This is a genomic window from Amycolatopsis sp. NPDC089917 (assembly GCF_040684635.1).
Taxonomy (GTDB): domain Bacteria; phylum Actinomycetota; class Actinomycetes; order Mycobacteriales; family Pseudonocardiaceae; genus Amycolatopsis.
Genome location: NZ_JBFBGL010000132.1, coordinates 1 through 7499 on the forward strand (window position 1 = coordinate 1; position 7499 = coordinate 7499).

Consider the following 7499-nt stretch of genomic DNA (forward strand, 5'->3'; position numbering starts at 1 on the left):
CCGTGGGGGGGTGCGTGGGGGTGTTTTGGGTCCCAACCCCTTTTTTTTGAATTTCTGTGGTCTCATCTGGGTCTCCCGCGACCCTGGGCGCCGCCGGAGGGAGCCGACGCCTCACAGGACGCGCCCCCACGCACAACACGCCACCTTTGCCCTACCGCTCAAGAGAACCCCAATCGCCACTCCCGACCCACCCCGACCCGGCTCCGGCATGCGGCTTGTCACCCGCCCGCGCCCAGAACCTGCGGCGCGCGCTCGGCACGTGGATCATGAAGGAGTTCCCTCCGCCGCAGTATCGAAAGGGTCCTGATGGCCAAGCCCAATGTCGCCGAGCAGTTCGTCCAGGTCCTGGTGCAGGCCGGGGTGGAACGGATCTACGGCGTGGTCGGTGACAGTCTGAACCCGATCGTCGACGCGATCCGCCGTACCCCGGGTATCGAGTGGGTGCACGTGCGCAACGAGGAGGCGGGCGCGTTCGCCGCGGCCGCCGAGGCCCAGCTGACCGGACGGCTCGCGGTGTGCGCGGGCAGCTGCGGGCCCGGCAACACCCATCTGGTCCAGGGGCTCTACGACGCGCACCGCACCGGCGCCCCGGTACTCGCGCTCGCCTCGCACATCCCGTCCGGTCAGATCGGCACCGGGTTCTTCCAGGAGACCCATCCGGAACGGCTGTTCGTCGACTGCAGCGGCTATTGCGAGCAGATCAGCGGGCCCGGCCAGATGCCCCGGGTGCTGCGGATCGCCATGCAGCACGCGCTGTCCCGCGGCGAGGTGTCGGTGCTGGTGCTGCCGGGCGACGTCGCGCACCTCGAAGCCACGTCGCCCACCGGGAGCGGGGCGCCGATCACCGAACACGGGACGATCGTGCCGCCCGAGCCCCAGGTGGCGCGGCTCGCCGAGCTGATCAACGAAGCCGAGACCGTCACCCTGTTCGCCGGTGCCGGGGTGCGTGGTGCGCACGCCGAGGTGATGGAGCTGGCCGGGGCCGTGCAGGCGCCGGTCGGGCACAGCCTGCGCGGCAAGGAATGGATCCAGTACGACAATCCCTACGACGTCGGGATGAGCGGCCTGCTCGGCTACGGCGCCTGCTACCGGGCCATGCAGGACGCGGACCTGCTCCTGCTGCTCGGCACCGACTTTCCTTACGACTCCTTCCTTCCCCAGGCCCGGACCGTGCAGATCGACCACGACGCGACCCGGTTGGGCAGGCGCACTCCCTTGGAACTGGCCGTGCACGGCGACGTACGGGAGACCCTGCGAGCCGTGCTGCCGCTTCTCCGGCGCAAGACCGACCGGACCTTCCTGGACCGCATGCTGCGCGACCACTGCAAGGCGCTGGAAAACGTCGTCGACGCCTACACCCGCAACGTCGAACGGCACGTGCCCATCCATCCCGAGTTCGCCGCCGATCTGCTCGACGAACTCGCCGCGGACGACGCGATCTTCACCGTGGACACCGGCATGTGCAACGTCTGGGCCGCCCGGTACCTCACGCCCAACGGCCGGCGGCGGGTCATCGGGTCGTTCCTGCACGGCACGATGGCCAACGCGCTGCCGCACGCGATCGGCGCGCAGTTCGCCTATCCGGGACGCCAGGTGGTGTCGATGTCCGGCGACGGGGGACTGGGCATGCTGCTCGGCGAGCTGCTCACCGTCGCCCTGCACGATCTGCCCGTCAAGATCGTCACGTTCAACAACTCGTCGCTGGGCATGGTCAAACTGGAGATGCTGGTCGACGGCCTGCCCGACTACCAGACCGACCATCGCCAGGTCGATTTCGCCGCCATCGCCCGCGGCGCCGGTCTGCGCTCGGAGCGGGTGACCGATCCGACGCGGCTGCGCGCGGCGCTGAAGGAAGCGCTGAGCCACGACGGTCCCGCGCTGGTGGACGTCGTGACGGACCCGAACGCGTTGTCCGTCCCGCCGCACATCACCGCCGGTCAGCTCGGCGGATTCGCGCTGGCCGCGAGCAAGGTGGTCCTCGAAGGCGGTGTCGGCCGGATGATCGACCTCGCCCGGGCCAACCTCCGCAACATTCCCCGGCCCTGAGGAGCTCTCTCCCCCCGTCCGGCTGCCTTGACCACAACCGGTCAGGCCGTTGCCGACCGGTCCCGTGCGGCGGTAAAGGTAGAGTGCCGCGCCCGGTGACGGCGTCGGTCGGCACGGTCGCAGGCGTCTCCGCGGCCTCGGGGAGGGAGCGCCGGTGGCGGGATCGCCGCAGGATTTCGACCGCACGATCGTCGTGGTCGACGTCGAGGGATTCACTTCCCAGGGCCGCAACTCGCTCGACCGGCTCGCCTTGCGCCAGGGTTTGTACGAGATCCTGAAGATCGCTTTCACCGAAATCGACGTCGATTTCGACTCCTGTGCTATCGAAGATCGTGGTGATGGCGCGTTGATCGTCCTGCCTCGATCGACCGCCAAGAGCGTGGTCGCCGATCGGTTGCCGGATCGCATCGCTGTCGCGCTCCGCCGGTACAACTACACACGCGTCCCGTCGGCGCAGATGCGGCTGCGGGTGGGGCTCAACTCCGGCGAGGTGCTGAACGACGGGAACGGATGGATCAGCGAAACCGTCAATACGGCTTTTCGTATTCTGGACGCTCAGGCGGTCAAGGAGGCGTTCGCCGAATCCGGCCGCATGGTCGCGATCATCTCGTCGGAACGGTTCTTCACCGACGTCATCGCGCATGACCCGGGCCTGTTGCCCGAGGCGTACCGTCCGCTACCGGTTTCGATAAAGACTTTCACCGGAACGGCTTATCTGCGGCTCCTCGGCGAGGCCTCGGCGCCGAACGTCGCGTTGTCACCGGTCTTGCCTTCGGCGACAAGCACAGCCCCCACCGACTGGCTCGACGAGGCGTTGCGGGAGCTGCAAGTCGATCCCCCGGACGAACTGCGGCAGTTGGTTCCGCCGGAAATCCCGGAGCCGATCCCGCCCGAGCCCGACACCAAGGTCGATTGGGCGAGTGACGCGCCGTCCCGCGAGGACCACCTCAGCCGCGGGTCCTTGGCCGACGTCCTGGCCACCCAGCTGAACGAAGTCCGCGGCAAATCCCCGGAGACGTCGTTCCTCGTCCACCTCGACGGAGCCTGGGGCACGGGGAAGAGCACCCTGCTGAATCTTCTCGAAGAGCGGCTGGACGATTTCACGATCGTGCGGTTCGACGCCTGGCGGCAATCACGTCTCGGACCACCCTGGTGGGCACTGCTCAGCGCGACCCGTGAAGCGGCCGCTCGCGAGCGCGGCCTCTTCGCCAGGGGCATGCTCCGCGTGGCCGAGGGGATCACACGAGCCCGTCGAGCGGGCGCGGCCTTCACCTTGGCCGTGTTCCTGATCGCCTTGGCAGGGACCGGATTGGCCGTCTTTCTCTTGCCGCGTGTCACGGGCGGAGACGCGCTCGCCACCCTCGCCAAAGCCGTGGTCGCCGTGATCGCCGCCCTGGCGGCGCTCTGGGCGGGCGCTCGTGTCGTGGGCCGGACCCTGTTGTGGGATTCGGTCCGCGGCGCCCGTCTGTTCGAGCAGTCGAGTCCCAATCCCATGGACCGGGTCGCCGCCCATTTCGACTGGATACTGGGAAAAGCGCGCAAACCCGTCTTGTTCTTCATCGACGACCTCGACCGCTGCCCCGGCGATTACGTGGTGGAGCTTCTCGACGCCGTCCAGACTCTCATCCGCGACACCCCGACACGAGGTTCGGCGACCCGGCATGCGGCCGCGTACTTCGTCGTCGCAGCCGACGGTGCCTGGCTCCGCAAGAGTTACGAAGATGCCTTTCCGTCCTTTCACGACTCTGTCTCTACGCCCGGCTATTCGTTGGGCTATTTGTTCCTGGACAAGCTGTTCCAGCTCACCGTTCCCGTCCCGATGCCGAGCACCCGGGCCCGGACGACCTATCTCGGACGTCTGCTCAACGTCGCCGACCCCCGACCCGACGGCGCCGTCGAGCAAGAGATCACCGCCGGCAAGACCGCCCTCGCCGGTGCCGACGACGAGTCCGAGATCCTGGGGATCATCGATTCGGCCAGCCCCGCCGCGCGGGACAACCTCGCCAGGGACGCCGCCCTCGCCCTCGTCACACCCCAGTCCCGCGCCCGCACCGAACACGCCCTGAGCAAGTTCCTCCCGCTCCTGCACCCCAATCCGCGCAACATCAAGAAGTTCCTGAACACCTACAGCATCCTGCGTTCCGTCCGGACCTCGAACAGAACACCGTGCCCTCCGACGTCCTGGCCCTCTGGACGATCATCCGCGTCCGCTGGCCCTCGATCGCGGAACATCTCGAAGCCGACCCGAGCGCGATACGCGGTCTCATCGAACCGCTGTGGGCGTCCGAGTGCCTGCCGTCGGAGCTCTGCGAACTGGCCACCGACGCCGAGCTTCGCGCCGTGGTCCTGCATCCCGAGGGCGGTCCGCTGACCGCCGACCTCATCCGGCAATGCGCCGGGACCGAATGGCAGTAGGGCGAGACGTCCTGCGGCGTGTCCCGTGACCTGTCAGGATCGCTGCCAGGACCGGCCCGTCGCGGCGAGAACCGAAGGAGCTTCACAGATGGCTGTGCACGAAGTCGACGTCGTGATCGTCGGCGCCGGACTCGCCGGTCTCTCCGCCGGGCTGTCGTTCCACCGCGCCGGGATCTCCTGCGTCGTGCTGGAGGCCGGGGACGAGGTCGGCGGCCGGGTGCGCACCGACGTCGTCGACGGGTTCCGCCTGGATCGCGGGTTCCAGATCCTGAACCCGGCCTACCCGGCGATCCGGCGGCTGGTCGACGTCGACGCGCTGAGGCTGGGGAAGTTCTGGCGGGCGGTCCGGGTCGCCGACGGCGACCGGCTCAGCCTGCTCGGAAACCCGCTCGACACCCCGAAGGCCTTCCGCGACGTCGCCGCCCGGCGCCATCTTTCGGTCAAGGATCTCGCCGCGCTCGGCGCGCTGACGGTCCGCGCCGCCGCGGGCCCGGCCCAGGCGATCGTCCGCGGTGAAGACCGCGCCACCCTCGACGAACTGCGCCGGACGGGCCTTTCGGACCGCGCGATCGAATCCGTGTTCCGGCCCTTCCTGTCCGGGGTCTTCCTGGAAGACGGACTGTCGACCTCGTCCCGGTTCTTCCGGCTGGTGTGGCGCAGCTTCCTCAGCTCGGCGCCCTCGCTGCCCGCGCTCGGGATGGGCGAGCTTCCCCGGCAGCTCGCCCGCTCGATCCCGTCGGACGGCGTCCGGACGGGAACACCGGTCGAGGCGATCGGGAACGGACGGGTGCGCACCGCCGGGGGAGACGTCTGGAACGCGCGCGCGGTCGTGGTCGCCACGGACGGGACCACAGCCGCGAAGCTCGTCGAGGGTGTCCCGGAGCCGTCCTGGAACAGCGTCACGACGTGGTACTTCGCGCCGCCTCGGTCCCCGTTGAGCGAGCCGGTGCTGCTGGTCGACGGTCAGGGAGGATCGATCCTCAACACGGCCGTCCTCACCGAGGTGTGCCCCACCTACGCCCCGGAAGGCGCGTCCCTCGTCAGCGCGTCGACGCTCGGACAGCTCGCCGAACCGGAGATGAGGCGGACGCTGACCCGGCTGTACAGGACCGACGCGTCGAGCTGGCCGCTGGTCGGCCGCTACGAGATCCCCCACGCGCTTCCCGCGATGCCGTCGCCCCACGACTTCCGCCGCTCGATCCGGTTCGGCGACACGACCTACGTCTGCGGGGACCACCGGGACTCCAGCTCCCTGCAGGGCGCGCTGGCGTCCGGTGCCCGGACGGCGAGGGCGGTGGCCCGGTCCTTGACCGGGGATCGGGGCGAGGAGCGTCCATGAGGTCGCACGACCCGGTGTCCACGTGATCGGCGTGGACAGGTCTGCGAGTGCTCTGACCTGCGGATTCCACGAAATCGCGCGTCTGATGTCCACGGGTGGACGGTGGACGGCGGGTTTCGCCGGATTCTGGTTGCTACCAGTACGGGGGACCGGTGGTCCAGCTCGTGCTGCGTCTCGATCCCCGGGCAGGGGGTCGAGTCCTGAGTCTCTTCTGCGTGGTTGCGGTAGGGCACGGGAACCCGGCGGTCTCAGCTGGAACTGGGATCGCGCCTTTGTGACGAGGCCTCGAGCGTAAAACGCGCTCGGGGCCTTCGTCGTGTCTACGGGGACTCGGCCTTCGCGCGGTAGACACCGGTTCGGGTGCGAGCTCTTCTCAGGTGCGCGCCCGTGCGGGACGATTTTCTCGTCCCGGTCCCACCCCGGGATGTCGCCGACAGGGCCGCGTGGTTCCAGCCACCGAGGCCCGACCGGTGAGGCAGTGCTCGTAAATCCGCAACCACGATGCGCACCACCCTCGCCCGCCCTTGACGACCCGGGGCGGGCAGGCGCGCGTCTCGGCAGAAGGGCACCAAATCATGTTGAGATCGGTGAGCCCGCCCTCCGGGGCCGGCACCGCGCAGACCGCGGTCAGACTGACCTGGCCGGAGGCCTTCGTCATCACGCTGGCCGTCGGCCTGACCGTCTTCCTGAACGTGCGCGACACCCCGTTCGCCGCGGCCGCGGGCATCTCGGCGGCCACGATGGTCGTGTTCGTCGCCGTGGTCGCGATCCCGCGCGGGATCGGCGAGATCACGAAGAACCTCCGTTTCCTCCGCCAGGCGGCCGACGAGCTCGCCCGCCTGCACGACGGGCAGGAGGGACGGCGATGACCATGACCGTCCCCGACGGGCAGCAGCTCACGTTCGAGGCGAAGGACGCCACCGAGTTCCGGGCCCTGCTGGGCCGGGTCCTCGACGCCTCGCCGCTGAGCTGCGGCCAGATCGCGATCAAGACCGGCATGCCGCGCTCGACCGCCTACAGCCTGCGCGACACCAAACGTCCCGGCCTGCCCAGCAACCCCGAGCAGGTCATCGCCTTCGTCCGTGCCTGCGGCCTGACCACCACGCAGACCGAACTGGTGATGGACCTGTGGGAGAAGCTGCAGCAGGAGGCCGAGGACATCCGTACCAGCGACGGCAAGGAGGCCACCACCCCCACGTCGAACCCGGTCCTCATCGACCAGGACATGCGGCAGGAACTGGCCGCGATGACCCTCAAGAGCCTGCGGGAGCACGGGTTCCTCAGCGAGGAGGAAGCCGCCCGCGTCAACCCGTTCGTCGCCCCGGTCGGCGGCAAGCGGCCTTCGCGCCGCAACGTCACCAGCTGGACCGACCTCCTGCAGTACGTCCTCGCCGCCGAAGATCGCACTCGCCGCGCGGTCCTGCTGCTGATCCCGATCACGGTGCTGCTGCTCGGGATCATGACCGCGCTGGTGTACCTGGCCGTCCGGACACCGATGGCCGCGCCGTTCGTGGTGGCGGGGCTCTTCTTCGGGCCGGTCACGCTCCTGACCCGCCGCAACCTCAGGAGAGCGAAGACGAAGACAACCGGCTAGGGACCGGCCTGTGCCTTCGGCGGCTCCCAGTGCCTCGACGAGGACCCGCGCGGTGTCCTCCTCGTCCCCCGACGCGCGGGGATCGGCGTGCACCCGGTGCCGCAG

5 protein-coding genes are annotated in these 7499 nt (G+C 69.2%); all 5 read left to right on the forward strand.

Going from position 1 to position 7499, the window contains the following annotated elements; translation table 11 throughout:
- The first annotated feature begins 306 nt into the window (after nt 1-306).
- The 5 genes from AB0N89_RS40780 (at nt 307) to AB0N89_RS40800 (ending at nt 7394) form a co-directional block, all read left to right on the forward strand.
- Nucleotides 307-2046, forward strand: a complete 1740-nt coding sequence (locus AB0N89_RS40780; RefSeq protein WP_364217048.1) for a pyruvate dehydrogenase — start codon at nt 307-309, stop codon at nt 2044-2046.
- A gap of 154 nt (nt 2047-2200) precedes the next feature.
- Nucleotides 2201-4417: a P-loop NTPase fold protein gene (locus AB0N89_RS40785; protein ID WP_364217051.1), complete on the forward strand. Its 2217-nt coding sequence runs from the start codon at nt 2201-2203 to the stop codon at nt 4415-4417.
- Nucleotides 4418-4549: 132 nt separating this feature from the next.
- On the forward strand, nt 4550-5800 hold the full coding sequence (locus tag AB0N89_RS40790) for an NAD(P)/FAD-dependent oxidoreductase (RefSeq protein WP_364217054.1): 1251 nt from the start codon (nt 4550-4552) through the stop codon (nt 5798-5800).
- Nucleotides 5801-6387: 587 nt separating this feature from the next.
- Nucleotides 6388-6669: a hypothetical protein gene (locus AB0N89_RS40795; protein WP_364217057.1), complete on the forward strand. Its 282-nt coding sequence runs from the start codon at nt 6388-6390 to the stop codon at nt 6667-6669.
- A complete protein-coding gene (locus AB0N89_RS40800) occupies nt 6666-7394 on the forward strand; it encodes a hypothetical protein (protein ID WP_364217060.1) in 729 nt (242 codons plus the stop codon). The genes AB0N89_RS40795 and AB0N89_RS40800 overlap by 4 nt, the downstream gene beginning before the upstream one ends.
- Nucleotides 7395-7499: the final 105 nt, after the last annotated feature.

Excerpts from the sequence above, each read along its gene's own strand:
- AB0N89_RS40780 (WP_364217048.1), top strand. The coding sequence starts at position 307 with ATGGCCAAGCCCAATGTCGCCGAGCAGTTCGTCCAGGTCCTGGTGCAG.
- AB0N89_RS40790 (WP_364217054.1), top strand. The coding sequence starts at position 4,550 with ATGGCTGTGCACGAAGTCGACGTCGTGATCGTCGGCGCCGGACTCGCC.
- AB0N89_RS40800 (WP_364217060.1), top strand. The coding sequence starts at position 6,666 with ATGACCATGACCGTCCCCGACGGGCAGCAGCTCACGTTCGAGGCGAAG.